Raw genomic sequence first — 26,865 nt, forward strand, 5'->3', positions numbered from 1 at the left:
ATAAGTAAATTGGGATAAAGGGTTCTTGCCTCAGCTTGGAACTAATCACTATTTCAGTGTTTAGCTTTTTCATTGTTTACCTTGTAGTTTCGTGATCAACTCATAAAATGGCTCCCAATTATCTTCCTGAGTAATTGGCTCCCAAACTGCTTCAATGACAGGTCTGAGTAAAGCAGTTTGCGGATTCTTATCTCGCAGAAGTGCTGACATATCCTTGAGCTGATCAACTGATAAATTTTGTAAAAGGTGGTAGTATAAATTGCGCCAATCTGCTAGGGATGAATACTGAGCCTCTGACTCCCAAAAAGATTCTCGGCTCATTATCTGAGTAACATCATCTCGCCAACTCTTATCAAACTGTTGGGCTAATTCAGCAAAGAAAGCGTGATAACCAACCTGAGTATCTTGCAGGAACTGAATCGTTAACCTCAATAACTCTGACTCTTCCGACTCTGGCAACTGTTCAAATCCCAGTTTATTCAGCATCAAGTGCCGATAATTGCGGTAATAATGTTTCCCAAACTCGGCTAAACCTGCTTCCATCTCCGATGTTGGGATTACCATCCCTAACGGTTGCTGAAGCATTTCTAAATTTAACTGACAAATTCCAGGTTGATTGCCGTAACTATAGCGCCTGTAATAGTCAAAGTAAGCAGCGGTAAACTTAGGGTCATAGGTGGGGATAAAGGCGAATGGTCCATAATCAAAACTTTCTCCAGTAATCGACATATTGTCGGTATTTAAGACAGCGTGACAAAAACCCGCTGCCATCCACTGGGCTGCTAATCGAGCCACTCGTTCCACCAACTCAGCGTAAAACTGAGCATACTGCTCATGTTTGTTATCCTCCTTTAGGGGGATTATGCTTGGGTAGTACTGCTCAATTACATGGTCTAATAGCTTTTTGATTAAATCCGGACGCTTAAAGTAATGCAGTCGCTCAAAGGTACCAAACCGGATATGGGAACGGCTAAAACGTACTATCACTGATGAGCGAGTTGGAGAAGGTTCATCACCTCGCCATAGTTGCTCACCAGTTTCAATCAGGCTCAGACAGCGGGAGGTTAAAACTCCAAGATGGTGCAACGCTTCAGCTGCAAGTACTTCCCGCACCCCTCCTTTGAGGGTCAGTCTACCATCAGCAGTTCGGGAGTAGGGTGTGGTGCCAGAGCCTTTGGTACCGAAGTCGTAAAGTTCCCCATCAATACCTCTTACTTGACCATAGAGAAAACCTCTGCCATCCCCTAGTCTAGGGTTATATTCACCAAATTGATAGCCATGGTAGCGCAGGGCTAAAAAGGGTCGAACTCCCTGAAATTTACCGAAAGCTTGGATAAAGTCTTGGTCGTTAGTGTCTTGGGGATTTAATCCAATACGGGGTAACAATTGGTCGTTACGAAACCGCAGGATATGCCTAGGAAATTCTGCTGCTGCTACTTCGTCAAAATAGTCATATCCGAGGGATTCTAAGGCTGGCTCGTAGTTGAGAGAAAGGAACATATCGATCGATCAGGGTTTTGTAGCTGTTAGGGAATAGGTTTGCAAAGGAATAGTTTTTTTATTCACCACAAAGACCCAAAGAATGATAAACCATCTAAGATTGTGAACGAAGGAAGAAAGTGGATTTGATCTAAGATATGCCTAATTCTATAATGTTCCAGGAAGATGGGTATGTAGTTCTCGAAACTAATCAGCCAGAGGTGATTCTGACTCCAATGGAGTTAAAGTCAAAGTTAATGGCAATCTTGGCAAATCGTCAGGATGATTTGCCAAGGGATTTGCAACATTTGACCTCTTTAGAGGAGCAAGGACAGTATTTGATGGAGACCAGCTGTGAATTAGATGTAGGACCTGGAGAGTATTTACAATGGTATGTAGTGCGCCTTTGACACTCCCCGGCCTAAAGGCGCGGGGATTCTTCGCTCAACGACCCGACTTGCTGAACCTGGCCGGAACCAAGAACAGTAGAGGCCAGATCTCCCGAAGAGTTCGGATCTATGATCCAGGTTCCGGTGTGCCCCACCGTACCCAAGGCTCTTTTTAAGATATTGATTGCGGCGTTGTGATCTCGGTCTAGTTCACAGCCACATTCGCAGACGTGAGTTCTGGTTGACAGTGACTTCTTTACTACCTCGCCGCATTCTGAACAATTTTGGCTTGTATAGGCAGGGTTTACCGCAACGGTGACTCTACCAAACTTCTGACCAAAATGCTCTAACCATTTTCTAAATTGATACCAACCTGCATCGTTAATAGATTTAGCTAAACAATGGTTTTTAACCAAATTTTTGACTCTTAAATCTTCATAGGCGACCAAGTCGTTAGACCGGATTACGCAACGTGCTAGTCTCTTAGCATGTTCTTCACGCTGCCTACTTATTTTAAGATGCTGTCTGCCTAATTTATTAACGGCTTTCTTGCGGTTAGATGAGCCTTTCTTTTTGCGAGATACTCGGCGTTGATAAAACTTTAGACGCTTTTCTCCTGTTCTATAAAAACGTGGATTAGGTTCGGTGTTGCCTTTAGAGTCGGTATAGAATTCTTTCAGCCCTACATCTAACCCTACAGTGGCATCAACTGGATCTAGTTGTTCTTTTACATCGACAGAGATGCAAAACTGAACATAGTAGCCATCCGCCCTTTTTACAATGCGAACCCGTTTGATTTGCTTTTTGTCGAAACGCCACAAATCCCAGGTACCTTTAAGTTTAAGCTTTCCGATTCCTTTCTTGTCACTGAAAGTGATTGACTTTGTGTCAGAAGAAAGTTTCCATCCTGATTGCTTATACTCAACCGACCTACAGTGTTTCTGAAAACGGGGATAGCCTTTCTTCCCAGGTACTTTTTTCTTGCAGTTTTCAAAGAAGCGAGAAATTGATGACCATGCTCTTTCAGCCGCAGCTTGTCGAGCAGTAGAATTTAACTCATTGGCAAAAGGGAATTCTTTAGCTAGTATCTTGCAGTACTTGCTAAGGTCGTATTTCCCTGTCCCTTTGTTATCCATCCATAAACGAATGCAGCTATTACGGATAAATTTAACCGTCCGAATTGCTTCGTCTATTGCTTGATATTTATGGGGCTTACCGTATGCTTTAAGCTCTACTATGATCATCAGAACTCGACCTCTTCTATTAGAACATTACGCTAACACGTCCAGCGAAAACTGTCAAGGTTAGATTTCAAACTTTTTCACGGCGACTAAAGTCGCTAGTCACTTTCAGCCCCGCGTCTTTAGACGCGGGGCTGAAAGTGTTTGGTTTTCTAGTAAAAACTATACCGGCAACAGAACAGCAACGCTGAGCGCCGATGTCTAGGCAACAACTCGGCGCTCAGCGTCACGGGGCGGTATATGACAGACTGTTTAAAGTGAGAATCCCCGTCTAGGTAACAGTGGGGAGCTTTAAAGGTAAGGTCTTTAGACGCTGGTGGTTTCTTCGGGTATTGCCACTAGTGCTACATCCACCTGGTCTTCTTCAAGTTCGGTTAAATCTACTCTAATACCAGGTCCAAAGAAGTTTTCCAGTTTTTCCTGCTTTTTGAGCCAAGTCTCAAAAGGAATTAGTGGGGAATCAAATTCGAGAATTAAGGCATAAGCACCATCCACCGAAGTTTCTCGTAACCCCATCAACACAGGTCTTTCTTCATCAGTAGGAGATAAACCCAGGCTTTCCAAGGAACTATCTAGATGGGCTTCTTGACCATAGCGATATCGCATTACGTCTTTGCGAATCTGGTTTTGGATTGGGGTGGCGCTTTGCTCTCGCAGCGTCAGGACTTCAGGAATTGTTGCTTGGCTTAATTCTACAGGCTTTAACTCCGCAGCTTTGAGGGCAAGACCACCTAGTAGAATCGGAATTCCATAAAAGAATCCCACTAGATTCAGGGTGGCATTATCGGTAGCGTAGGCAACAAAGCCGATTACGGTCAGTAATCCACCAATGACTAGACCTACAGTTCCTAGGGAAGTTCGGGGTAACATTATTTAGCTATATAACAGAAATAACTCCAGTTTTATTATCATAGAGTGGTGGTCAAGTCATAGAAGTTGACAAAATTACCAATATATGGTTTTGGGTGAATTTTATCCACTCCTATCTGCCCTATCCCCCATCTTCCCATCATTACATCAACCCAATACTCTGATTACTGGCTTGACCGATATTCCCGACTCCAGGCAAGTAAGAACGAATTAATAATTGCACCAAGTCTTTCTCTTAAATACCTTATTCCCCCTTTTTATGATAAAATCTGATCGTTATCATAAAATTCTTGTAAATAAGAGACAGTCAAAAATGGAGTTGGAAAAAATTAAGGAGCGAATTACCTTAATCACGAGTAAACGGGAATCCTTGTTACGGCTTCTGGAGCAACCCGATTTGGGAACCCTCAGAATTGATGTTAATCAGGCTCTGGAAGAACTCGATGATCTAATCGATGAATTTAAGCGTACTTTCCCCGAATAGAAAGGCTAACTGATTCCTAAAAAAATTGGCGTTGCTGATTAATTGAATAACTGAAGGTAATAAATAATTAGGAAATCAGCTGACTATAATTGCATAATTCCTTAGTTTAGCAGCGCCTTATTCTAGTTTTCCTTTCTCAGCTGATTTTAGCTAGTGGTTCTAGACAGTTAACTTTATCACTCCCCATTTTCCTAACTAAATTAATTAGATCTGAGGTGGCAACATCTTTCCTACAGAAGATGTCAACGGGAGCAGTTTGGCTCATCACCTCAATTTGGGGGTCTTCTACTGAAGAGTAGGCAATAATTTTAGTGTCTGGCTCTAGACTTTTGATCCGGGTGGCTGCACTGAGACCATCCATCATAGGCATTTGTAGATCAAGTACTATAACATCCGGGCGATGGCACTCTACCATATCAATGGCTTCTTTCCCGTTACTAGCAAGAGCAACTATCTCAATATTCTCCTGAGCAGAAAATGCTAACTGAAGGCTATATCGAGTTAATTCATGGTCGTCAACTACAAGAACTCGCAAGGCAGGATGCTCACAGGAAAACATAGGAAGACACTGATCATTGTTTGACTTTTTCAGTCTAGTAAGTTAGAGTATAACATTTTATCTACCTATCGAAATAATCAACTGATCATTTCATGAATTTATTACATTGACTACAATATCAATTTACATTGATACATATAACCTGATGTGACATACTCCCCACCTTGCCATCCTCACAGGGCTAGGTTTTTTACATTTGGGTTGGGAGTCGGGAGTCGGGAGTCGGGAGTCGTCAGAAGCGGGAAATGGGCAGATGGGGAGATTTTTATTGGATCTATGCGCAAAAATAAATATGAAATCAAAATCTATCGCTTTTGCCTTTTGCCTGGTCAACACCCACGGTTTATGAGACTTATGCAAGAGGTCTATTGATGATGTGTCCGAACCGTTAAAACTTGGGGGGGTGTTGAGTCTGGCGGATAGAGAAAATCGACTTGCACCAGCCGCTGGTCAAGGGGTGGCATCTGCAACCTAACTTGGGCTACCCCCTGCTCACCACGCCGTTGTACCAAATGCACATAGCGCGTCCGAGGTAAACCTTGATCATCCTTATAGCTCAATTGCACTGTCCCCCGGAAAAATATTTGCTTAGCTGGTGCCTTTAAAAACCTTAATCCTCCCTGGATTTGATCTTGTTTAATTGGTGTCTCAATAGCCAGGGTGACCGTTTGAGTATCCCCGGTGGGATTAATCAGTGGCAAGGTCAGGCTGTATTGCACCCCATAGTTACCATGGGCAAAATAGGCGGTATCTGGATAACGGACTAACATCGGCGCACTCTGAATTTGACCAGTACCTAACCTGCCGTGATGGAGGGTACTCAGTCCGTAGGAAAAGGCTTTTCCCGGTTGCGGAATAGTTAGAGATTGAGCAGTAGGATTATCCACTAACTGAGCTTGCCATCTAGAGCCTCGGGCTACTCCTGCCACTCGACCGTAGATAATTGAACCAGTAGTAGCAATCGGATCAGTCGGGGCGCGATCGCGTGGTCCAGCTAACTCCCCTTGCTCTAATAAATCCTGCCATTGAGCTATAGTAGGAGAGCGTTCATTGCCATTACTATCTAAAGGTGCATACTGAGCAAGACTAGCGGCGTATACTTTTCCATCACTGTATAACCGCATCAACGTTGAGCGACCATTAATCGGTGGTGTCAAGGTTCGCACTGGAATTGGCAGATTCAGCAACATGCGGCTTTGCTGAGCCTGAATCACCAATTGGGCAGGAAATCCGTCTTGCCTACCTCCACGGAGAATATCACTCATCACTCGGCTACCAGGCCCAGCATAAACTCTACCGGAAGAATTATCTACTTGGGAGGGTAATTCGATAAATGGTGCATCAGGCTGACTCAGGTAACTAGCTGCCTCAATAATATCTACTGTTACTGGTTCTTTGCCCGGATTGTGGAGGATAATCCCTAGATAGAGGGTGCGCAAATCATCTAGGGTGGCTGCTTTGGCAACATGGTGGGCAAAGATATCAAAGCGCCCCTGAAATGGAAAGTTTAAGTGAGCCCCTGGGTTGGCTTTGTCAAAAGGGGGAAATGTGGACAGTAAAATTCCTTCAGTCTGTACTAGTTCGGGACTGTTGCTGTTAAATACGGGTACATTATCTAATTGTCCTGGTAGAGGGCGTATTTCTTGGAGTTGCACGATTTCTAATTGAGGTGTTGGTGCTGGGGTGGCTTGAGCCAGGGTGAAATTTAGTAAAAATGGCAGCATGGATAATGGGGTTTTAGTTAAACCAAAATTGGTTAAACCACAAAGACGTGAACAGGCCAAGATTTTGATAAAGGTGCCATCTGCGTTCGTTCAGAAACTCTGTTAGTTACAGGTGTTTAGTTACAGGTGTTGGCTAGCTGGGAATTCTGAGTTTTAGTGATGCCAGCTGGGATTTTCCAGTATGGCATGGGAAAACATTGAATCTATAACTATGACTTTTCTTTACCACCAAGTTTCCCTTGCCGAACTTTCCACCAAGGCACGTTCTGATCGCACACGCTGGCAGTCAGGAACTGAATTACCTATGGTTACCTATGGGGAAGTGTCTCTTGGTTTTATTGTCCCTCTCGAAATTCTAACTGCTTTGCCCACTGAAGCGGTGGCTGGAATGCCCCTAAAAGAACTACAGCGTTGGCTGTTTAGAAATCGGCAAGGATGGCTGGAAGGGATTATGGATGCTTTGACTCTCACTTACAAGAAACAGGAGGTACTGGGGTTGCTCCACCCTCGCTACTCAGATCAGTTATCAGAGCTAGTCATAAGTAGACAATCGGCTTAAACCAGTGAGTATTTCAAGAAAATCCCACGTCAGCAGCAAAACGCGATGTTCCGTTCGCGTTCGCGTAGCGTGGCCTACGGCCAATCGCGTAGCAGCGACCGGGCCATAATCGCATTTTTAGGTATTGCCTATTTGCGGTATGATATCACAATTTATGAGCAATTTATGAGCAATTTATGAATTCCCTCTTCCAGTTCCTTCCCCCTGTTAAGCATTTTGAAGTTAAAATAACTAGTTATTTTAACTAGTTATCATAGTCAGCAAAATACCCATGTTTAAGGAGGTAAAAAGGACTCCATAGACTACTAAGAAACAACTCCATTTGGCAAGCTGCAATTAAATCCGACTGGATAGAACCACCGTGCTTGAGCCAGTGAAAGGTAATTTTGCGCAAATCGTTGCTCATGTAAGCCAGAGTAGCCAATGGTCTTAGCCAAGGTTTTACACTCAACATCCGGGTCACATGACGACTTAAACCAATGCCACGGAAAAACGGAATTAAATACTCACGTCTCAGACGCCAGCTAGGAATTTTGTGCTCAATTTCCATAGCAGGATTGTACCAGATTTCCCAGCCCTTAGCTTGGATACGAGACAACATCTCTAAATCTTCCCCAGTTAACATACTGCTCTTAGTGCGCCCAGTCAAAATAGGCCGAGAGGGCATACTCTCTAACCAAGCTTGTTTTCGCACAACCAACCCAGCTGAAGGTGGTAGTAATTTTTTGTGAGGTTCATAAAGTAATGGCTCACAACCACGTTCAGTGATTGCTAGAAATGGCGCAAGTTTATCAAAATTTGGTGGAGGAGTGACTTCAAAAACACCATGGATTTGACTACCATAAGCACCAGAAGTAGGGTGAGATTTGCCAAAGGCGTAAGCAGCAGCTATCCAAGACATTGATGGAATCGTGTCATCGTCTAGGAAACCCACTAGTTCACCTCTAGCTTCCTGAATGGCACGGCATCTGGCATAAGCTGCCCCTTGTTTCGGTTCAAAACAATACCTCAACGGATATTGCGTTGGCCAATTGGCTTGATAAGCCTCAACAAGCTTAGCAGTGCCGTCAGTACTGTTGTTGTCAATAACAATAACTTCCCAGCTCAGTTGGTCTTGCTGGCAACAGTCTCGGAGTCGATCTAAGACTTCTGGTAAACGCTTATGACCGTTGTATGTCGGGATGGCAACAGTTAACTCAATCACCATATTTTTTTTTCCACTGTAGAAAAATAACCCTAACTAATTATTGAGAATATTCCCAAGTGTTGACCAACATTATCTCTCTCTGAGGACATAAATTGTTATTGGTTTAGGAAATTTAACCGATACTTTAGTACTTTAGGTGCGACCCGTGGCGAATTTAATTCTTAATCCGGAAAGCGCACCTCAAGCGGTAAGCTTACGCACTAGGCGAGCCCATGCTACCCTTTCCCCACTCCTGACTCCTGGACAAAGTTGGTTATATCCAACTCAGGTTACTAGTAAGCGCCTTTTTTTTGGAAAAGCACTATGGCAGTTTTTAATAAAATCTTCAAATCTAGCCACAGTGACCAATTTTCCATGTACAAAGTATCTAGACGTACCACTTCTTCAAAAGACGTAATATCCGAACGACCGGACACTTGCCAAAGTCCGGTTATTCCCGGTAAAACTGCATGACGTATAAAGTGGTGTTCAGAGAATTTATTGACATCTCTGATTGGCAATGGCCTAGGACCAACTAAACTCATTTCTCCACAGAGAACGTTAAGTAATTGGGGAAGTTCATCTAAGCTATAGCGGCGGATAATTTTTCCTACTTTGGTAATCCGTGGATCATCCTTTATCTTAAAGAGAACACCATCTTTCATTTCATTACGAGCTTCTAGCTCTTTGAGACGTTGGTCAGCATCCACAAACATACTGCGAAATTTCCAAGTCTTAAATCGTTTATTATGTAAGCCAACTCTTTCCTGTTTGTAAAATATCGGTCCTGGGGAATCAAGCTTGATTAAAACGGAAATACTGATAAACAGTGGCAAAAGCACAATTATTCCTAAGACAGAAAGCACAAAATCCAAACATCTTTTTGCCAAAAAGTCAATACCAGTAATTAGAGGGGGAGAAAACCCTATGGTAGGCACACCACCTATACTAGACATCTCCACATTTTGGTAAATAGGTCCTAAGTCTGTACACAAAATTCGCAAGGTGATACCTGCGTTTCTGAGACTCCAGTAAAAGAACATATAATCTTCTACCTTGTTCCAAGAGCAAACAAATACTTCGGCTACGTCTAGAGCACGAATTTCTTTAATAAAATCGGATAGGTTCGATTGATCTAATAAATTAATATCGAAGAATTTAATAACGCCATAACAATCTTCGTTTTCCAGTATTTGAATTGCTTTTTGTTGTTGATATGGTGAACCTATGATCAGGGTTGGATAGCGAAGTAAGCCTTTTTTACGAAGCCGTCTCAGAAGAAAATCTATTCCTAAGCGTCCGATGCAGACAAGAGCGAGGCTTAATAGCCATAACAAACTATCAATTAGTTGAATCACAAATTGATCGGGTTGATACAGGCAAGCAATAACGAGTAGACTAATCTGGGCAACAGTGATTGTCTGGGCTAGAGCTAAGTAGTCACGGCGTTTGTTACCAGAATTATAAAGGTCTTGTAAAGCAATCAATAAAATTTCCCAGGGTATGACTATATAAACTAGTATTGCTTGATTGACTATTCCCCAATCATTATTTATATACTTACTAAAAAACCATGCCATCAATAGCATGAATAGATCAGTGAAAACTAATGTAACGATGCGAAGCCATACAGCATAGGTATTGCGACGAAGTTTTGCAAAAATAGGATCACGTATATCAAATCTATAGGTTTCAGTTAAGGGCAGTCCCATCCTAGACAACTCCATTGATTAATATCCGATTAAAACCAAATTATTAGACCTAATAATCAAGGGTATTTCAGGCTAAAAATTTGGATAGGATACTTATCAAATAATGCAATTAGTTAAATTTTAAATAAAAAATAAAAAGCTAATATTTTTAATTGTATAAATTATAAAGTTATTTAATAATTGAAGATGCAATTGTTTTAATTGTATTCAGAGGATTTTGGCTATCAAACTATTTACTATAAAGCGAGCCAAAAAAATCAACGGCCATCAGCTTATTTATACATAAAAATTATGCCATAACAGGATGATTTTGAAAAACTGGTATACTTCCTATATAAATATATAGCCGTACACTTAATTTTGTTTGATGCTTGACTAAACCAGTGTTTCCAAAGTCGCCCTCATCCTAAAGCATGGGGCTAAACAACCTAATTAACCTGCCCATACTCATAAAATTTGAGAACTTATCCCCTGGGAAATTATGATAATTTTGTAAAGTTTTTAACCTTCAATACACCCTCTGATGTGGTATGCTTATTACTGATAGCTAGGCAATAATACTGCCTTAGTGGCGACGCATTTATTAAACTAGTATGCTCCATATTATGGAAATAGATTTGCATAAAAAAACTCTTTAAAAAATAAAAAAAAATATCCTGATCGTTTAAAATAAAAAAATAATAGCAACTTTTTAGCCCAAAAAATAATTTGCGTCAACACTATTTGAGTCTTTCAATAATTCTATTAATCTATAATTTTAAACTTTCTGTGGAGAATATGTGAAATTTTTACTGAGAGTTTATTTACGGTAAATTCACTACAGCCACAAATAAATTTTTGAGTTAACCTGGTGATGATTAACTCCCAGGCAAACTGGGAAGTTTGCATGGGAGATTTTCTCGGGAAGCAATATCTACCAAAATTGCCCACATTACGTTACAGGAAAAGTAAAGAATGACGGAACCAAAAAGAGCGCTAATCACTGGAATTACAGGTCAAGACGGTTCCTACTTGAGTGAGTTGTTGCTAGAAAAGGGCTATGAGGTTCACGGTATTATCCGAAGGACCTCCACCTTCAACACAGATCGCATTGACCACATCTATGTAGACCCCCACAATGAAAACGCACGGTTCTTCTTACACTACGGTGACTTGACTGATGGTGTGACCCTACGCCGGATCTTAGAGGCGGTTAAGCCATCGGAAATTTATAACTTAGGGGCTCAATCCCATGTTCGGGTCAGTTTTGACTCCCCAGAATATACCGTTGACTCGGTGGGAATGGGTACTCTCCGACTCTTGGAGGCGATTCGGGACTATCGTCAGCGCACCGGTATCGACGTGCGTTTCTATCAAGCTGGTTCTTCTGAGATGTTTGGGAAGGTACAGGATATACCCCAAAAGGAAACTACTCCATTTTATCCCCGCTCTCCCTATGCCTGTGCTAAGGTGTATGCTCACTGGCAAACTATAAACTATCGTGAATCCTACGGCATGTTTGCCTGCAATGGTATACTGTTTAACCACGAGTCACCCCGTCGAGGGGAAACCTTTGTAACCCGCAAGATTACCCGAGCAATTGCCCGAATTGTCGGAGGTCAGCAGAAAAAACTCTACCTGGGTAATCTTGATTCTAAGCGAGACTGGGGTTACGCGAAGGACTATGTCAAGGCCATGTGGCTGATGCTCCAGCAAGACAAACCAGATGACTATGTGGTAGCGACTGGTGAAACCCACTCAGTTAAGGAATTTTTAGAGATTGCCTTCAAATATGTCAATCTCGATTGGAATAATTATGTCGAGTTTGACGAGCGTTATTTGCGTCCTGCCGAAGTAGATATACTAATTGGTGACCCCACCAAGGCAAAGAAGACACTAGGTTGGGAGCCATCTGTAACCTTTGAGCAGTTGGTAGGTTTAATGGTAGAAGCGGATTTACAAGCCTTGGGTCTGTCACTCCCTAATGGCAAAAGTACTCAACCGTTGAATGATCAAGCCTATATCCGTCAAGGTGTAGCTACGATGGTTGACTAATCCGTTAGTCTATGACTGACTGTGAAGGTAGCATCGCTAGTGCAAGGCAATACATCAGCAACCACAAATCCGGATCGATAGGATTTGTGTTGAATAATGACTCAGTATATTCCTGCTTGCATTGCGATGCACCAGACGGTGATAGTTCTCCAAAAGCTAGGCAAGGATGACAAATAAATGGAAAGTTTAGATCTTAGTAATAAGAGGATTCTAGTTACTGGTGGAGCTGGATTTCTAGGACGTCAGGTAGTAGATCAGTTGTGTAAAGCTGGAGCGGATGCACAGAAGATTACTATTCCGCGATCGCGTGATTATGACCTGCGTTCTTTAGAGAACTGTCAAAGAGCTGTGGATCAGCAGGATATCATCATTCATCTTGCTGCTCATGTTGGTGGCATTGGTCTTAATCGAGAAAAGCCAGCTGAGCTATTCTATGACAATTTAATGATGGGTACTCAGCTAATTCATGCCGCCTATGAAGCCGGTGTGGAAAAATTTGTCTGTGTTGGTACCATCTGTGCCTATCCCAAATTCACACCAGTACCCTTTAAAGAGGATAACCTCTGGGATGGTTATCCGGAAGAAACCAATGCCCCTTATGGGGTTGCTAAGAAAGCTCTTTTAGTCCAGCTACAAGCCTATCGGCAACAGTACGGATTCAATGGCATCTACCTGTTACCGGTGAACTTGTATGGTCCGGAAGATAATTTCGACCCCAGCAGTTCCCACGTAATCCCTGCCCTAATTCGTAAAGTCTATGAAGCCCAACAAAAGGGAGAAATGAAATTGCCTGCGTGGGGTGATGGCAGTCCTACCCGTGAGTTTCTCTACTCAACCGATGCAGCACGGGGTATTGTGATGGCTACCACGGATTACAATCAGCCAGAGCCAGTTAATTTGGGTACAGGCTATGAAATCTCAATTCGCGATTTAGTTGAGTTGATTTGCGAATTGATGGAATTTAAGGGAGAAATTGTCTGGGAAACTGATAAACCCAATGGTCAGCCTCGCCGTTGTCTGGATATTGAACGAGCCAAGGAGGAGTTTAACTTCACTGCTCAGATGGAGTTTAAGCAGGGGTTGAAGAATACTATCGACTGGTATCGACAACACGCTAGCTAAATCTACCCAAACTCATTGTCGGTAGGGGCGAAGTATTTGTACCTGGATATGTAGCTTAAACAGTAGCTCTAACCATGCCAGTTTGTATACAAATGCTTCGCCCTCTAAGGGAAAAGCCAGACAGACTTGACTAGAAGAGTAATCAAAAGACGATTTATATCATGTCTGGAAGCATTAACAGTGTAAGGTTTGGTGTGTAAGGTTTGGTAATTAGTAATGGGCAACGGAGACTTGTGATTACTCCCAAACCATTACCCATTACCGAAAACAATGGAAAATTAACACTAAAAAAAAGCTAGACACCATAGGTTTTTTTTGTGTTTTGTTTTTTTTCTAATTTAATCAAATTTAAGTAACCAATAGCATCATAATTTATTCTAATTAATATAGCATCTATCTCTAGATATATTGAGAAAATCAATACCTAGCTTCTGACGGTGAAAAAAGGGTGAGCAATCTACTAAATTTTTGTCAGTGAGTATTCAACTTTTTTAATGAAAAATTATGGAAGCTATAGATTATTCAGAAGAAATAGATTTTCATAAATACTGGCTAGTTTTCAAACGGCGTTTTTTGCCAGCAAGCCTAGCATTTGGTGGTGTTTTCGGTCTGGCCGCATGGTATGTTTTCTCTCAAAAAACTGTTTATTTAGCAGCAGCTCAACTGTTGTTAAAGACAGATAATTCTTCTTCTCTGACCGGGGTTGATAATCCAACTGGCACGATTGATAATGTTGCTCGTCAGAGCGACCCCTTATCTACGGAAGTAGAAATTATTCTTTCCAGACCAATTATAGAAAAAACAATCCAAGCTCTTAACCTCAGGGATAAAAACGGTGAATTTCTATCTCCTGAGTTCATTTTAAAAGAACTGAGTGTCAAACCAATTCCGGGGACAGATATCCTCACCATTTCCTATGAATCCTATGATCCTACTTGGGCAGAAAGGATCGTTAACACACTGATTAAGGTTTACATAGAGAATGATATCCAAACTAACCGAGCGGAAGCTGTCGCCGCTCGTGACTTTATTGAGAAACAACTTCCAAAAGTTGAAGCTACTGTCAGCCAAGCAGAAGCGGATTTGCGTAGATTCAAAGAAGCTAATAAAATATTAGACCTGCAACAAGAAGCTAGCATTGCAGTCGGGTCGATTGCCAAATTAGACGACGAAATTTCTCAACTTCAGGCTCAGTTAGCACAGATAAATGCTGAGTCTGAGGGCTTGCGCAATAAGATTGGTCTGGATACACAGCAAGCTGTGGCAGCTACGTCTTTAAGGCAGTCTACTGGGGTCCAGGAGGCACTGACACAACTCCAAGGGGTACAAGCTCAGTTAGCACTGGAGCGCACCCGCTTCAACGATGAATACCCGACAGTCGCTCAGTTGGCTCTTCAGGAAGCCGCACTATTAAAATTACTACAAGAGCGAATAGCCCAGGTTATTGGTAGCCAACAACCAGCGCCACCGGTTAAGAGTTTGTTAGAGTTTGGACCAATCCAGCAACAACTGACTGCAGAATTGGTTCAGTCCGAGGTACAGCGTTTAGGACTCACTAGCCAACTAGGTGTTCTGAGGAATACTCAGTCATCTTACAAAGAGCGCTCTAGAGTCCTACCGAAACTAGAGCAGAATCAGCGGGAACTGGAGCGACGGGTAGCTGCTGCACAAGCAACTTACCAAATTTTGTTAAGCAAACTACAAGAAACCAGAGTTGCGGAAAATCAAAATGTCGGTAATGCCCGTGTTATTTCAGAGGCGATCGTTCCTGAACAGCCGATTCCGATCCCCATCAACCTGATCCTGGCAGGGGGAGCTTTTGCTGGTATGTTAGTTGCGATCGCTACGGCTTTCTTGATCGACCTCTTAGACAGATCGGTTCATACTCTCAAAGAATTAAAAGATTTGTTCAGATATACCTTGTTAGGGGTTATTCCAGATTACGGCAAGCTGGTCAGTACGAGCTACTTTGCTGGATCGTCTCAACAGAATGTTTTTCCCATTTTTCCAAGAGATTTGCCCCGCTCTGTCGTCGGTGAAGCCTATCAAATTCTGCAAGCCAATCTGAAGTTTATCAGTTCTGATCGACCACTGCAATCGATTGTAGTAACCAGTTCTGTTCCTAAGGAAGGCAAGTCCCATGTCTGTGCTAATTTAGCTGCAGCTATGGCTCAAGTAGGACGCCGGGTGTTACTAATCGATGCTGATCTGCGTTATCCATCTCAACATCATCTGTGGGAACTAACTAACTCCTTAGGTTTAAGTAATATTCTCGTGGGTGATGCTCAATTTCATCAGGCTAAACGGGAAGTAATGACTGGTCTTGATGTTCTGATGGCTGGGGTAATTCCTCCAAATCCTGTGGCTCTTCTAGACTCTCAGAAGATGGCTTTACTGATGCAGAAGTTCTCACGAGAGTATGACTGTGTTATCTTAGATACTCCAGCATTAGCTGGTATGGCTGATGCGCCAATTTTGGGCAAAATGGCTGATGGCATTTTACTGGTAGCCCGACCTGAAAAAATCGATTCTGCCAGTGCTAATGCGGCTATGGAAATTCTCAACAGTTCAGGTCAAAATGTTCTGGGGTTAGTTACCAATGGTGTAATCTTCAAAAACGAACCTGACGGCTATATCTACCGCAACAGGGAAAACTATACTACGCCAGATTTCAGTCAAGAAAAGGCTGAATGTAATCAGCCATAAAACTTTGGAAGTTGTGAATCTGTTATCCAAGAATCTGTTATCCAGGAATCTGTTATCCAGAAGCTGCGCTGCCAGAACGTTGGTGGCGCATTCTGATCATAATTCCTAAGGTTATTTGCTTCATCATCCAGTAAAATACAGTCAGCACCACGAATGTTACGGCCATTACTAGTAGTGGACCTTTAGAGGTTAAATCATGAATCATGCCCTTGGCTAAGCTACTGGGTTGAGCAACTAAGTCCCAGCTGTTGAACCGTTGGAATCGTCCTAAATAAATACCAAAGGCGCACAGAGCATGAGTAATTAACTCAGCTGAAAATATCAACTTTCCTAACCTTCGCTGCTGCAAATACTCACCTAGGTTAATCACAGATAGAACGTAAGCTTCAAAACCGGTTAGGATAACTAGCAGATGTTGGGGAATAACAACTAGAGTAATTGTCCATACTGAGTAATTTCTGCGAATGGCTTGAATTAGATGAATTACATCGGTGAGCAAATAGGGCGCATTGGGCAAAAATAGGATAAAAACTGCTAAACCTATCCACCATAATCCGGAGTGTAAGCCAGATTTACTGCGGAATAGCCAAAAACTTAGAGCTAATGGTATTGATGCTAGAAACAAATTCCAAGCCATCCAGCCATTGTGGCTATGCCAAGCTTTCCATACCTCTGTCAGTAATGTGTCCATAGACATGATTAGTGAACCTTTGCTCTACGGTAGATTAGCCTTATTAAGTGGTATTCAATTTAATCCTTATCCTAACTCATCCGTTCAGTCTTGACCTTTCAGCTTGAGATAGCTTTCAGCTTTAGCTTTCATATCTTCATACTTCAGCCTTAATCAGCGGTTGACGGTTGACGCTTGAAAGTTGAAAGTTGAAAGTTGAAAGTTGAAAGTTTAAGGTTTAAAGTTGGAAGCCTTTGAAGCTCATAACAATTCTGGCTCATGAGCGATTACCGATTACCCGAGAAGGGATATGATCATCAGTCAACTGGATTTGAGATAACAATGCCTGACAATCGGATTATTACTCTCCTGAGTGATTTTGGCTTACAAGATGTTTATGTGGGTGTGATGAAGGGTGTCATTGCCCAAGTTAACCCAACTTTGACTATAGTAGACCTGACTCACCAAATCCCCCCTCAAAACCTAGCTGCTGCTCGGTTTAATTTGATCAATGCCTATCCCTGCTTTCCAGCTGGGACAGTTCATGTGGCGGTGGTTGATCCAGGAGTCGGCAGTCACCGAAGAGCGATCGCTATCCAACTTTCACAGGGTTTCTTGGTTGGTCCAGATAATGGGCTATTCAGTGGAGTTTTGGAGCAATACCCAGTCATGGCAGCAGTTGAGCTAAGCAACTCAGCCTACTGGCGCACTAGAAATCCTAGCACTACGTTTCATGGTCGAGATATCTTTGCTAGTGTTGCAGCTCACTTGGCTAGTGGCTTAGCAATCGAAAGCTTGGGAGAGGTAATTGACCCAAACACTTTGGTAACGCTAGATATACCAACAAAAACACTAACCGATGATGGGATTATTGGTTCTATCCAATATGTTGACCATTTTGGCAATTTAATCACCAATATCCCAGGGGCTGAGGTTGATGGCAAAACTTGGTCGGTTAAGATAAGCGATCGCATTATCCCCCATACTCAAACCTATAGCAATTGCCAACTTGGAGAGTTCGTTGCCCTAATTGGTAGTCATGGTTGGGTGGAAATCGCTGTTAACGGTGGGAGTGCTAAGTCTCAATTAGAGCTGGATTGGGGAGATACAGTGGAATTAAGCATTAAAAATTAGAATGTTAATGAGTACCGAGTTCCTTTCTAGGATATTATGACCACATCACTACAACCATCTGAACCGGTAGTTTACCAAGGTCAGTTTGGCGAATTTACCATTACCGAAAGCGATCGCATTGGCGTAGTTATCTACCGCGCTGGCTTAGTGGTAGCAGCCTTGAGCTTTGCGATCGCGAGTAATTTAATTCTATTGCGGGGAGCTAGCCCAAGTATTTTAAATGTCCTGACTCCTCTTTATGGCTTATTCTGCCTTGCCCTAGGGGTTAGCTTAGTCACCATTCATATTTATCTAGCTCCCCTGCACCGCCTACTACAAATCTTTTGGGGCATCGGTTGCATTTCCTCCATTGTACTGGCCTTTTCCAGCAATGAGCCCCTTGCTCTATACATTTATAACCATCCTATTTCTCTATTCGGAATTGGTTTTACCTTTGCAGCGTTAACCGGAATTTATTTCAAGGAAGCATTTTGCTTTAATCGCTTGGAAACTAAATTCCTAACTCCCCTAGTCCCTATGCTGCTACTAGGACATATCGTTGGATTTTGGTCTACAGATTGGGAGATGATTCTGTTAGGACTCTGGGCGGTTTTGTTTATGGTGTTTGCCCTGCGTAAAGTATTGCAACCGATTCCACCTGATATTGGTGATAAGTCGGTTTTTGAGTATCTCAAAAAGAAGCCTGTGTAAGCATTCAGCGATCAGCGATTGCGCTACGCGCACGCTACGCGAACAGCGATCAGTTATCAGCTATCAGCTATCAGTTATCAGCTATCAGCGGTCAGCGATTAGCGCTACAGATGGTGCTACTTGAGGTGCCATTGGCCGTAGGCCAAGCTACACCGAACAGCTTTTGAGTAAAATAAGCTGACCGCTGACCGCTGAACGCTGAACGCTGAGCACTGAGCACTGAGCACTGACCGCTGACTGCTGAATGCTTACTCCAATTTTCATTAATCTCGAACTATTAAATTCTCCTGTTTGCCCATTGCGCATTGGGCATAGGCACACGCTACGCGAAGGAGGTTTATTTTAACCTGACGGCTGACAGCTGACGGCTGACAGCTGACGGCTGAATGCTTACAAACCTGTAGAGAATTAATAAGCTGCTAGTCATTAGTCAATTATCAAAAAATAAGACTATAAACGAAGGAAGCAAGCGGACTGAATAGAATCCTTTTTAAAATAATCCGGACAGATGGGACTTTGATTGGTAAGTACTAGAAAAGTAAGATGCTCTAGACGTTACTAGTCATCAGTAATTCTTAGTCATCAGTGATTAGGTGACCACGGTTTTCTCTACCGTAGGCTATACCATACATTAGTGACCACAATATCATTTATTTGTGGTTACTAATGACTAGTGACTATTGACGAGATAATTTTTCATAAAAAGTCCCAATCATGCGTTTAGTATGTAGGCGAAAACAGTGGGGTTTAACGGTTAAAGGATGGTTTGTGAATATTTTTTTGATTATTACGTTTAGTCTCTTTATGTTAACTCATATCCACCCATTTTTATCCATTACTTCTCCCATTAACGCTGATGCTTTAGTAGTAGAAGGATGGCTACCGGACTATGCCTTAAAAGGTGCCATGGAAGAATTTGATCGGGGTAATTATCAAAAAATAATCACCACTGGCCTTCCTCTGCGTAAAGGATATTATCTGTCACAGTATAAAAGCTATGCTGAATTGACTGCGGCAACGTTTATTGCACTGGGTTTTGAGCCAGATAAATTAGTTGCTGTTCCAGCACCAGATGTTACTGTCAATCGTACCTTAGCATCGGTTCAGGCGTTACGGGAGTGGCTATTAACGTCTGATGAATCAATAAAATCGATTAATCTTTATTCGTTTGATGTTCATACTCGCAGAAGTTGGATGCTATTTAAGCAAGTTCTTGGTCCTGAGATTAAAGTTGGAGCAATAGCTGCTAATTCCCTTGACTATGAACCAAAACAGTGGTGGGTTTCTAGTCAAGGAGTGCGGTCAATCATGTCTGAAACAATCGCTTATCTCTATGCTCAAGTTGTAAGTTTGAAAGTTTGAATATTGCCAAAATTGCTATATTTAAATTGGGTGAGGGAGTAGGGAGTAGGGAGTAGGGAGTAGGGAGTAGGGAGTAGGGAATAGGGAATAGGGAATAGGGAAAATAAACATGTCTTAAGCTTTAGTTTTACGGCTATATTATTAGGCTTATTCAATACTGTTTATACTAAATTTCCAATTAAAAAAATTATAAAGCTGATTGTACAAGCGATACAGAGGTGCGACCCGTGGCGAATTTAATTACGGGTCAAGCGCACCTAAGCGGTCTTTAGCTAAACCCCCATGAGTGACTGTATCAAGACAGAAAAATTATGCTCTTCAAGTAACAAAATTTTTAGAATACCGCCTCTTACCACTATTCCCTGTTCCCGTCTTGATGTAGTCGCTCATGGGGGAAACCACGGCAGTCGCTCATGGGGGGAACCACGGCAGTTGCTCATGGGGGAAACCCCCAAGACCGCACTGCCTCCCCAAGACCGCGCTGCCTCCCCAAGACCGCGCTGCATCGCTGTTCCCCGTTCCCTCTTACAGACTGTTTATTTAGCCTAAAAAGTACGGTAAAGCCATTCTTATTCATTCATGGTGCGATAGGTAGCTACTGCTGAAGGAGATATCCGATTCAGATAGCGGAAAATCCAATATTTTATCACTGAATCCAAGATAACTGGAAATGTGGCAATAAACAAAAATATAAACTCTCGACTTTCTGGTATTCCTAAATGTCGGGATAGGGCTTCTAGGATTATTTCCCAACCGTGAGGAGAGTGGAATCCTACAAATATATCGGTAAACAAAATAATTATAAACGCTTTGGCACTATCACTAAGCCCATAGATAATATCATCCATAAACGATTTTAAAATAATTACATCTCGTTTGCTGTTCATGATAACTAAGGCAAAACTAACTAGAGCTATAATGTCAGCAAAAATATTTTTAATGGCATTGGATCCTTGATTATGATAGTCTTCTGCCAGTTCGTTAGCTTTATGCTTAATTTCTTCTTCCATCTCCTCCTCAGATAGTTTAGGAGTAAACCCCAGTAAGCTTCTAAAGTGGAGTTCTTCTTCAAATTTTTTTAACTCTACCAGAGCTTCTTCTTCCATTTCATAATTTAAAAAAATAGCTGATTCCTGGCTACTTCTAAAGTGATCAACTATGGGACTAACTAAAAACGTTTTAGAAATTTGCTGAGTTAAAATAGGAACAATAGTTAAAATTAGGATAAATTTAATAGAGATTACGGTTTTACGTTGAGACCGACGAAAGGTTTTGACAACTTTATCTTCAGCTCGTGGATCGAGTTCCTGCTGAATTCTTTTGACTGTTCCTACGATTGACCTAGGTAATACACCGGTTTTATCGGTGATTTTCTTGGAGTTAGCTCCTTGATTATTTCGAGATGAATTGTTGTCTGATTCCAAATAAGCAGCTTCTCGAAGATTGGAATTTTGCTTGATAACCTGTCTTGGACTGGCGTTAGTAATCTGATTATCTGGCTTTTGGTTTATGGGAATCAATGCTGCGGTGTTTGTTTCTGGTTTTGGTGGAGCATACTTGTTGATAATTTCATCAATAAAATTTAATTTTTCAATAATTATTGACTGCTGATCGCTGAGGTCGATTGACTCAGATAACTGAGAATTTTCCCTAGCTTGTTGTTGACTACTTTCAATAGGATTAGATCCGGTTAATTCAGGATTTATTATGACATAACGACTGGTTTTAAATTCTACTAGTCTAACGTTTATAGTCTTTATATATTTATTAACTTCTGCTTCAAAATAGGCAATGACGCTGTTACTATATTGACTGGTATCGGCGGAGATTTTTTGACCTCCAAAATATTCATCTTCAATCGCTTTAATTTTTAGTGCCGCTTTGTATGCCTGATCCAAGGCTCTCTCTGGTGTATTGAAGAACCATTGTCTAGCTGTGCGTAAGATTGTTTGAAGATTCATCAAATCTTCGCGCCTCCAATTAGTGGTTTACAATTAAGCCCGTCGAACGTTTTAATAGTCGGACTTTCCGGGCAGTGAATTGTCCGATTCGCTTCCAGTTGATATCGCTAACGGAAACCTGTCTTGCTGTTTCGCCGCTTACCCAACCTCGTGCTTGTTTCCCAGCCTTGACAGCTTCAACATAGTCTCCTTTACGAAAACCATGGCTAGTAGTTGTACCGCCGTATTTGCGCCGTTTTCCACCTTTATAAAACTGCAACAAATGTAATTGACGGCGGCTTATGGGGGCACGTTTTATAACATAAAAAGTAGCATCAGTCACGTCACAGTTTCTTGGGACACTTAGCTTACCGTTGCTGTGATAATAGTTTTTGCGCCGGAAGAAATGGGTAGCAGCCAAAGCAATCCCATCTACTGCATGAGTGTTAACTGAAAGCCTACTTTTGTCAGCCTTGTCCTTGACCAGTCCTAGAGCCTCCCTTTTAAGGGCAGTCTCCCAGCCTTGTTTTTGAATAACTGGAGCTATTCTCTCTAACTGAGATATTGACCAATATTGACCTACCATCACAGGAGAAAATCCTTTACTACCTCTTGCTTTGACTACTTCGTAGACAATGACTCTTAATGGATACAAAAGGCTAAGCTCTTTGATTACCCGTTGTTCTAGCTGACGATTAGCTCGAATTGAAGGAGGAACTTTTTTTTCTCTTCTGTTCGAGAATCGTTTTTGTCTATGAGACCTTTGCGAGTAACATACTTTACGGTTTATTCGACGACTTCTACGAGTTCTTCGCATCATTCGTCGAGTATCCATGCGATCACGAACTTTCTTGTAGGGCAACACTAAATGCCCTGTCCAAAGAGTAGTCTTATTTGACTGAACAGCAATACCAGAAAACCGTTTTCCAGGGTCAACACCAACAGCAATGTCCTGAGTTTCTTCTCCAGACGGTTTGTTGACTAACTGAACAGCAAAAACATTTAGGTCGTTTTGGTAAACAACAGCTAAACCTTTATTAATCCAACGTCGAGCACGAGAGGCTTTAGTTGGCATTAATGGTCTCCCATCGGGAGAAATAACTGGAACTCGTAACATGGTGATAAACCTCACGAGAAAAGTATTTGAGTTGACAACTCGTCCCCTCGACCACCGAATTTAAGATGTCCTGTCCAACAGCAACTGACAACACAATTTTAAAGAGGTTTGAACTGGGGAAGTATTCAAACGTTCGTACCAAAACTCGGCTCAAATGGTCTAGTCAAACACGCATAATTGATTGTTTATGCAAGCCCCATCCCTCTATAGGGTGGGGTTATTGACTCAATTCTTTAGGTTCATACTCTGAACATCTAAGGGGTGCATTCTTGCACCTAATTATTCCTAGAACTCTTACATCCTAGTTCATGTGGTATGATAACAAATTACCTAAAGAAAAATTTCGTGGTTCAAAATTCACTGTGGATCATTGGCTCAACTCGCACTGGCAAAACAACTCGCCTTGTCAGTCAGTTTTACCAATGGGTTGAAGGAGGACTGGATTGGTCAAACCCAAAGTCGAGTTCAAGATATCAACGAACCCCCTCAAAAGCCCCAGGAATTTTAGTGTTTGCTGCTAATGACGATAATCGGCGTCAGTTTGCAGATCGGCTGACAGAGGTAATCCGGGGACGGTATCCAGTACTTTCCAAGACACCTTTAGGTTTTTTCCAAGATGAGGTAATGCTATTTTGGCCCTTGTTAATTGGGCGATTGGATATCAAGGCACAGTTTCCGTTGCGATTGCGTCCTGAGACTGAGCAGGACTTAGCCACCCAGCACTGGCGTACTGACCTGGATAATGATCTACTACAACTGCCAGGGGGGAATGATTACACTAGAGTGCGTCGGCTCCTGGACTTGTTACAATTAGCAGCAGTGAGTGGGATACCTGTTGAAGACATTCCCCACATGTTAACGGTCGGGATTCCAGAGGAGGAAGGAAACCCGGAACTTTGGTCAACGGTGGGAAATCTGTTGCTAGAGTGGCGAAGCTGGTGTCTAGAAAGGGGATTATTAACCTACGGGATTATTGCTGAACTGTATTGGCGGTATTTGTTGCCAGACCCCACTTATCAGCAGTATTTACAGCAGCGCTATCAGGCAGTGCTGGCGGATGATGTGGATGACTATCCTGCGATCGCTCGGGATTTATTTGAGACTCTACTCAATCAAGGGGCTGTAGGAGCTTTTAGCTTTAATCCTAATGGACAGGTACGCTTGGGACTTAATGCTGACCCGAATTATCTAGCGGATTTGGCATCCCGTTGCTTGGTGGAAATCTTACCGGATTTATCTATTGATGCAATGCCGGTTGAATTGGCAAACACAGTAGTGGAATTAATTACTAATTCCATGTTTATTGAGGGTCTACCTGAGTCTATCCAATCGATTCAAACCACCTCCCGTGCTCAACTGTTGCAGCAAACGGCTGGGGTGATTAGTCAAGCGGTGAAGTCTGGGCAAGTGCAGCCTGGTGAAATAGCGATCATTGCTCCAGGTCTAGATGCGATCGCACGCTACACCTTAACAGAAATCCTGACTAACCAAGGCATTGCTGTCGAACCCCTCAATGACCAGCGCCCATTAATTAGCTCACCGATGGTTCAGGGATTACTAACCCTACTAGCGCTAGTGTATCCTGGCTTGGGACGGTTAGTGAATCGAGATGCGATCGCACAAATGCTGGTAGTACTCAGTAGCCAACCACAAGTGCAGGAGTTGAAGGGTGAAAGGTTGAATGTTGAAAGGTTGAATGTTGAAAGGTTGAATGTTGAAAGGTTGAATGTTGAAAGGTTGAAGGTTGAAAGGTTGAAGGTTGAGAGTTCAAATCTGCAACCGGCAACCCTAATTGATCCTGTCCGTGCTGGTTTATTAGCGGATCACTGCTATGCTCCTGATCCTGAGCAACCTCGCCTATTACCAGTGGAGTCGTTTCCTCGCTGGGATAGGTTAGGGCATCAGGCAACAACTGCCTACTCAGAGATTTTCCAATGGTTAGAACTACAGCGCGAGCAACAACAACAGGGTCTGATTCCTTCGTGCTTGGTAGTTTTCGACCGCGCCATTCAGAAATTTTTGTGGCATGGCTCTAATCTTGCCTATGACCAGCTAGCAGCACTGCGGGAACTGATGGAAACCGCTCAACACTACTGGGAAGTGAATGGACGCCTGGGGAAAGAGTTGAAGGTGAATGACTCGAGCCAAACGAACCAACAACCGTCTAATCGTCAGCGTTCCACCCAAACTATCGCCCAATTCATTCTGATGCTACGTCGTGGCACCGTTACTGCTAATCCCTATCCCGTCCGCCGCCTACCCACAGCTACCAATGCCGTCACCCTTGCTACTATTTTCCAATACCGTGCCGCTCGCCGCTGCCACCGTTGGCACTTTTGGTTAGATGCAGGTTCTTCCCTCTGGCTCAGTGGTGGTGCAGCTACCCTTTTCGGAGCTCATCTATTTCTAAAGGAATGGTCTGGACGTCCTTGGACAGAGGAAGATAAAGTCCAAGCTGATCAACAGCGATTAGAGCGGATTTTGCGAGATTTATTCGGTAGAGTTACAGAGCGGGTTTACTTGTGTCATAGCGAATTAGCGGTTAGTGGCACAGAGCAGAATGGTCCGTTATTATCTTTGATACATACTGCTGTTTCTTGACAATTCCAATGGTCTAATTTTGCTAGAAGTATTGTCATGTTTGAGTTCTACTTTTCCCAGCGCGAAGGGGCAAGCTAGATCCTTTCCGTATTAAAAACTGGAGATCAAGCCCAAGACAAATATCCACAACATCACGCTCACTGGTAAGCCCAAGAGAATCCCCACGATTGCCCAGCCTCTTTGGTGAGCTTTGAAGTGTTCAATACTCCGCCAGCGACGACTTTTCCAAGCCCATTCATTGCCCTTGGCACCGAGCGCGATCGCCATAAACCAACCCAATTGAGGCACCCATGCTATCAGTCCAATCCAAACATTATTCGTCATAGGCCAAAACCAAGGTATCAAAAAAGCTCCCCAGTTCCAGCCTTTGATTTCATCTGGTACCGGTACTCGATCATCCAATACACCCCCTTGACCTGAATTATTCACAAATTTGACTGGGGTGGGTCTGCTCAGTTTGTTGCTTTTGGGAGTATTAAGTGTCATGCCCAACTCTAGGGCTAGAATTGCCTCAGACGCACTTTTGAAACGTTGCTCTGGAGCTGGTTCTGTCAGCTTCTGAATCCAGCTGATCAGGTTAGCACTGAGGTTGACTTGGTCTTTAAAGCAAATGCGCAAATTCCGCTGGGGCAAGTCAGCAGGTGCAGTCCCGGTGAGCAAATGAATCAACGTCGCCCCTAAGCCATACAAATCCGATGCTGGTACTGCCCTACCACCAAACTGTTCCATGGGGGCGTAACCATAGGTTCCCACTACCGTAAATGTCGCGCCCTCTTGGGAAGCCCGATCCTGTACTGACCCGAAATCGATGACATAAATCTGCCCATCATCCCCTAAAATTAGATTGCTAGGCTTAATATCTCGGTGTAGTACGGCTGGATTGAGCTGATGGAGAAATTCAAGAATTTTCAGCACATCCACAGCGATTTGGCGCACTTCCCCTTCTGTAAATCGTTTACCTTGATTTAGTTGTTCCTTGAGGGAGGAGCCAGGTATATAGTTGTGTACCAAGCCAAACCAGAGTACTCGGTCATCAATGTTAAAATAATCATGATACTTGGGAATACGGGGATGATTGAGCTGTTTAAGTACCTGTGCTTCTCGCTCAAAGAGTTTTAAATCGTCCCAATTAACGTCACCACCAAATGCCAGCAGTTTAACAACTACCAATTCTGGAGGTGACACTCCTATATCATCAGCTAGCCAAGTTTGACGTCCAGCATTATGTCCCAGTTGTTGCTTGAGTTGATAGCGCTCATGTAATATCTGTTCGGCTTCCAGCATCT

At 42.7% G+C, this 26,865-nt stretch carries 23 protein-coding genes; 12 read left to right on the top strand and 11 right to left on the bottom strand.

The window, feature by feature from the left end; all coding sequences use genetic code 11:
• Nucleotides 1–69: 69 nt before the first annotated feature.
• Nucleotides 70–1,500, bottom strand: coding sequence for a YdiU family protein (locus tag F6K46_RS11970; protein WP_075905732.1), 1,431 nt, complete (start codon nt 1,498–1,500; stop codon nt 70–72).
• A gap of 137 nt (nt 1,501–1,637) precedes the next feature.
• Between F6K46_RS11970 and F6K46_RS11975 the strand changes: the two genes are divergently transcribed.
• The gene (locus tag F6K46_RS11975) at nt 1,638–1,889 is read left to right on the top strand and encodes a chlororespiratory reduction protein 7 (RefSeq protein ID WP_044495296.1); all 252 of its coding nucleotides are present in this window, start codon (nt 1,638–1,640) and stop codon (nt 1,887–1,889) included.
• A gap of 11 nt (nt 1,890–1,900) precedes the next feature.
• Here the strand turns inward: F6K46_RS11975 and F6K46_RS11980 are convergent, their stop codons facing one another.
• Together F6K46_RS11980 and F6K46_RS11985 are read right to left on the bottom strand one after the other, a co-directional pair.
• Entirely contained in the window at nt 1,901–3,112 is a 1,212-nt protein-coding gene (locus tag F6K46_RS11980; RefSeq protein WP_293057594.1) for a transposase, read from the bottom strand.
• A gap of 303 nt (nt 3,113–3,415) precedes the next feature.
• On the bottom strand, nt 3,416–3,979 hold the full coding sequence (locus F6K46_RS11985; protein ID WP_293057591.1) for a DUF2854 domain-containing protein: 564 nt from the start codon (nt 3,977–3,979) through the stop codon (nt 3,416–3,418).
• 313 nt (nt 3,980–4,292) lie between these two features.
• On the opposite strand from F6K46_RS11985, the gene F6K46_RS11990 reads away from it, so the two are divergent.
• Entirely contained in the window at nt 4,293–4,463 is a 171-nt protein-coding gene (locus tag F6K46_RS11990) for a hypothetical protein (protein WP_165691818.1), read from the top strand.
• A gap of 136 nt (nt 4,464–4,599) precedes the next feature.
• On the opposite strand, the gene F6K46_RS11995 is transcribed toward F6K46_RS11990, so the two are convergent.
• Nucleotides 4,600–4,998, bottom strand: coding sequence for a response regulator transcription factor (locus F6K46_RS11995; RefSeq protein ID WP_229415187.1), 399 nt, complete (start codon nt 4,996–4,998; stop codon nt 4,600–4,602).
• Between the two features lie 389 nt (nt 4,999–5,387).
• The gene (locus F6K46_RS12000) at nt 5,388–6,746 is read right to left on the bottom strand and encodes a DUF3370 domain-containing protein (RefSeq protein WP_293057580.1); all 1,359 of its coding nucleotides are present in this window, start codon (nt 6,744–6,746) and stop codon (nt 5,388–5,390) included.
• A gap of 211 nt (nt 6,747–6,957) precedes the next feature.
• On the opposite strand from F6K46_RS12000, the gene F6K46_RS12005 reads away from it, so the two are divergent.
• On the top strand, nt 6,958–7,305 hold the full coding sequence (locus F6K46_RS12005; protein ID WP_293057577.1) for a hypothetical protein: 348 nt from the start codon (nt 6,958–6,960) through the stop codon (nt 7,303–7,305).
• A gap of 244 nt (nt 7,306–7,549) precedes the next feature.
• Here the strand turns inward: F6K46_RS12005 and hpsE are convergent, their stop codons facing one another.
• The gene (hpsE, locus tag F6K46_RS12010) at nt 7,550–8,512 is read right to left on the bottom strand and encodes a hormogonium polysaccharide biosynthesis glycosyltransferase HpsE (RefSeq protein WP_293057574.1); all 963 of its coding nucleotides are present in this window, start codon (nt 8,510–8,512) and stop codon (nt 7,550–7,552) included.
• 272 nt (nt 8,513–8,784) lie between these two features.
• The gene (locus F6K46_RS12015; RefSeq protein WP_229415185.1) at nt 8,785–10,218 is read right to left on the bottom strand and encodes a sugar transferase; all 1,434 of its coding nucleotides are present in this window, start codon (nt 10,216–10,218) and stop codon (nt 8,785–8,787) included.
• A 939-nt stretch (nt 10,219–11,157) separates the two neighbouring features.
• Between F6K46_RS12015 and gmd the strand changes: the two genes are divergently transcribed.
• The 3 genes from gmd to F6K46_RS12030 all read left to right on the top strand — a co-directional run bounded on the left by gmd (nt 11,158) and on the right by F6K46_RS12030 (nt 16,065).
• Nucleotides 11,158–12,237: a GDP-mannose 4,6-dehydratase gene (gene gmd, locus F6K46_RS12020; protein ID WP_075896638.1), complete on the top strand. Its 1,080-nt coding sequence runs from the start codon at nt 11,158–11,160 to the stop codon at nt 12,235–12,237.
• 177 nt (nt 12,238–12,414) lie between these two features.
• Complete coding sequence (locus F6K46_RS12025) at nt 12,415–13,359, top strand: GDP-L-fucose synthase (protein ID WP_293057568.1); 945 nt, start codon at nt 12,415–12,417, stop codon at nt 13,357–13,359.
• Nucleotides 13,360–13,863: 504 nt separating this feature from the next.
• The gene (locus F6K46_RS12030; protein ID WP_293057565.1) at nt 13,864–16,065 is read left to right on the top strand and encodes a polysaccharide biosynthesis tyrosine autokinase; all 2,202 of its coding nucleotides are present in this window, start codon (nt 13,864–13,866) and stop codon (nt 16,063–16,065) included.
• 52 nt (nt 16,066–16,117) lie between these two features.
• Here F6K46_RS12030 and F6K46_RS12035 read toward each other — a convergent pair whose 3' ends face one another.
• Entirely contained in the window at nt 16,118–16,762 is a 645-nt protein-coding gene (locus F6K46_RS12035) for a DUF1361 domain-containing protein (RefSeq protein WP_366510708.1), read from the bottom strand.
• Between the two features lie 315 nt (nt 16,763–17,077).
• On the opposite strand from F6K46_RS12035, the gene F6K46_RS12040 reads away from it, so the two are divergent.
• The 5 genes from F6K46_RS12040 (at nt 17,078) to F6K46_RS12060 (ending at nt 20,470) form a co-directional block, all read left to right on the top strand.
• Nucleotides 17,078–17,869, top strand: a complete 792-nt coding sequence (locus tag F6K46_RS12040) for an SAM-dependent chlorinase/fluorinase (protein ID WP_293057562.1) — start codon at nt 17,078–17,080, stop codon at nt 17,867–17,869.
• Nucleotides 17,870–17,905: 36 nt separating this feature from the next.
• Nucleotides 17,906–18,559 carry a DUF2301 domain-containing membrane protein gene (locus tag F6K46_RS12045; protein WP_075896629.1) on the top strand — a complete coding sequence of 218 codons (654 nt, stop codon included), beginning with the start codon at nt 17,906–17,908 and terminating at the stop codon, nt 18,557–18,559.
• Nucleotides 18,531–18,683 (top strand): hypothetical protein, encoded by a 153-nt coding sequence (locus tag F6K46_RS12050; RefSeq protein WP_293057557.1) that lies wholly within the window; start codon nt 18,531–18,533, stop codon nt 18,681–18,683. The genes F6K46_RS12045 and F6K46_RS12050 overlap by 29 nt, the downstream gene beginning before the upstream one ends.
• Before the next feature lie 680 nt (nt 18,684–19,363).
• Nucleotides 19,364–19,921 carry an ElyC/SanA/YdcF family protein gene (locus F6K46_RS12055; protein ID WP_293057554.1) on the top strand — a complete coding sequence of 186 codons (558 nt, stop codon included), beginning with the start codon at nt 19,364–19,366 and terminating at the stop codon, nt 19,919–19,921.
• Between the two features lie 282 nt (nt 19,922–20,203).
• Nucleotides 20,204–20,470, top strand: a complete 267-nt coding sequence (locus tag F6K46_RS12060) for a hypothetical protein (RefSeq protein WP_143727459.1) — start codon at nt 20,204–20,206, stop codon at nt 20,468–20,470.
• Between the two features lie 20 nt (nt 20,471–20,490).
• Here the strand turns inward: F6K46_RS12060 and F6K46_RS12065 are convergent, their stop codons facing one another.
• A complete protein-coding gene (locus F6K46_RS12065) occupies nt 20,491–21,882 on the bottom strand; it encodes a proton extrusion protein PcxA (protein WP_293057551.1) in 1,392 nt (463 codons plus the stop codon).
• A 19-nt stretch (nt 21,883–21,901) separates the two neighbouring features.
• On the bottom strand, nt 21,902–22,978 hold the full coding sequence (locus F6K46_RS12070; RefSeq protein WP_293057548.1) for an RRXRR domain-containing protein: 1,077 nt from the start codon (nt 22,976–22,978) through the stop codon (nt 21,902–21,904).
• Nucleotides 22,979–23,323: 345 nt separating this feature from the next.
• Here F6K46_RS12070 and F6K46_RS12075 point away from each other — a divergent pair, with 345 nt between their 5' ends.
• Entirely contained in the window at nt 23,324–25,579 is a 2,256-nt protein-coding gene (locus tag F6K46_RS12075) for a recombinase family protein (RefSeq protein WP_366510707.1), read from the top strand.
• A gap of 90 nt (nt 25,580–25,669) precedes the next feature.
• Here F6K46_RS12075 and F6K46_RS12080 read toward each other — a convergent pair whose 3' ends face one another.
• A complete protein-coding gene (locus F6K46_RS12080) occupies nt 25,670–26,863 on the bottom strand; it encodes a serine/threonine-protein kinase (RefSeq protein ID WP_293057544.1) in 1,194 nt (397 codons plus the stop codon).
• Nucleotides 26,864–26,865 lie beyond the last annotated feature (2 nt).

The organism is Moorena sp. SIO3E8 (assembly GCF_010692445.1).
In the GTDB taxonomy this organism is placed as follows: domain Bacteria; phylum Cyanobacteriota; class Cyanobacteriia; order Cyanobacteriales; family Coleofasciculaceae; genus Moorena; species Moorena bouillonii.